Annotated in this window: 1 protein-coding gene; it reads right to left on the bottom strand. The window is 42.9% G+C overall.

Translation table 11 applies throughout. The features are described 5' to 3' along the window. Positions 1-81 precede the first annotated feature (81 nt). Positions 82-368: GGDEF domain-containing protein (locus AAEY62_RS20810; RefSeq protein WP_350636183.1), on the bottom strand; the 287-nt coding region annotated here is incomplete at its 5' end.

Below are 368 nucleotides of genomic sequence, written 5' to 3'. Positions count from 1 at the left end.
ACAATGAACAATCCATTTATCATGCTGATGCCTTCGCTCAATGTATACTCTCTATATGTGTGCGACTGAGGCACTTTTCAATTACATGATTTCGGTGCGATTACGGCCACCGTTTTTGGCTTTGTATAATGCCTGATCGGCTCCTGATAAAAGTCGGTCGTAATCGTCTATATTATTAGAATCAGAAACACCAAAACTCGCGGTTACTTGATGCAGCCCAGCAGCAATTACTGAAAAATCGTTATTTGCAATTTCTTCCCGTAATAGTTCACACATGAGTTTTGCTTCTGCTGCAGTTTTGTTAGGAAACACTAAGGTAAATTCCTCCCCGCCCCAGCGAGCTACTTGCTGCTCACCTTCGCAATGCG

The organism is Pseudoalteromonas sp. GW168-MNA-CIBAN-0100, from assembly GCF_040309225.1.
In the GTDB taxonomy this organism is placed as follows: domain Bacteria; phylum Pseudomonadota; class Gammaproteobacteria; order Enterobacterales; family Alteromonadaceae; genus Pseudoalteromonas; species Pseudoalteromonas arctica.
This window is presented reverse-complemented; position numbering and strand designations above follow the sequence as displayed.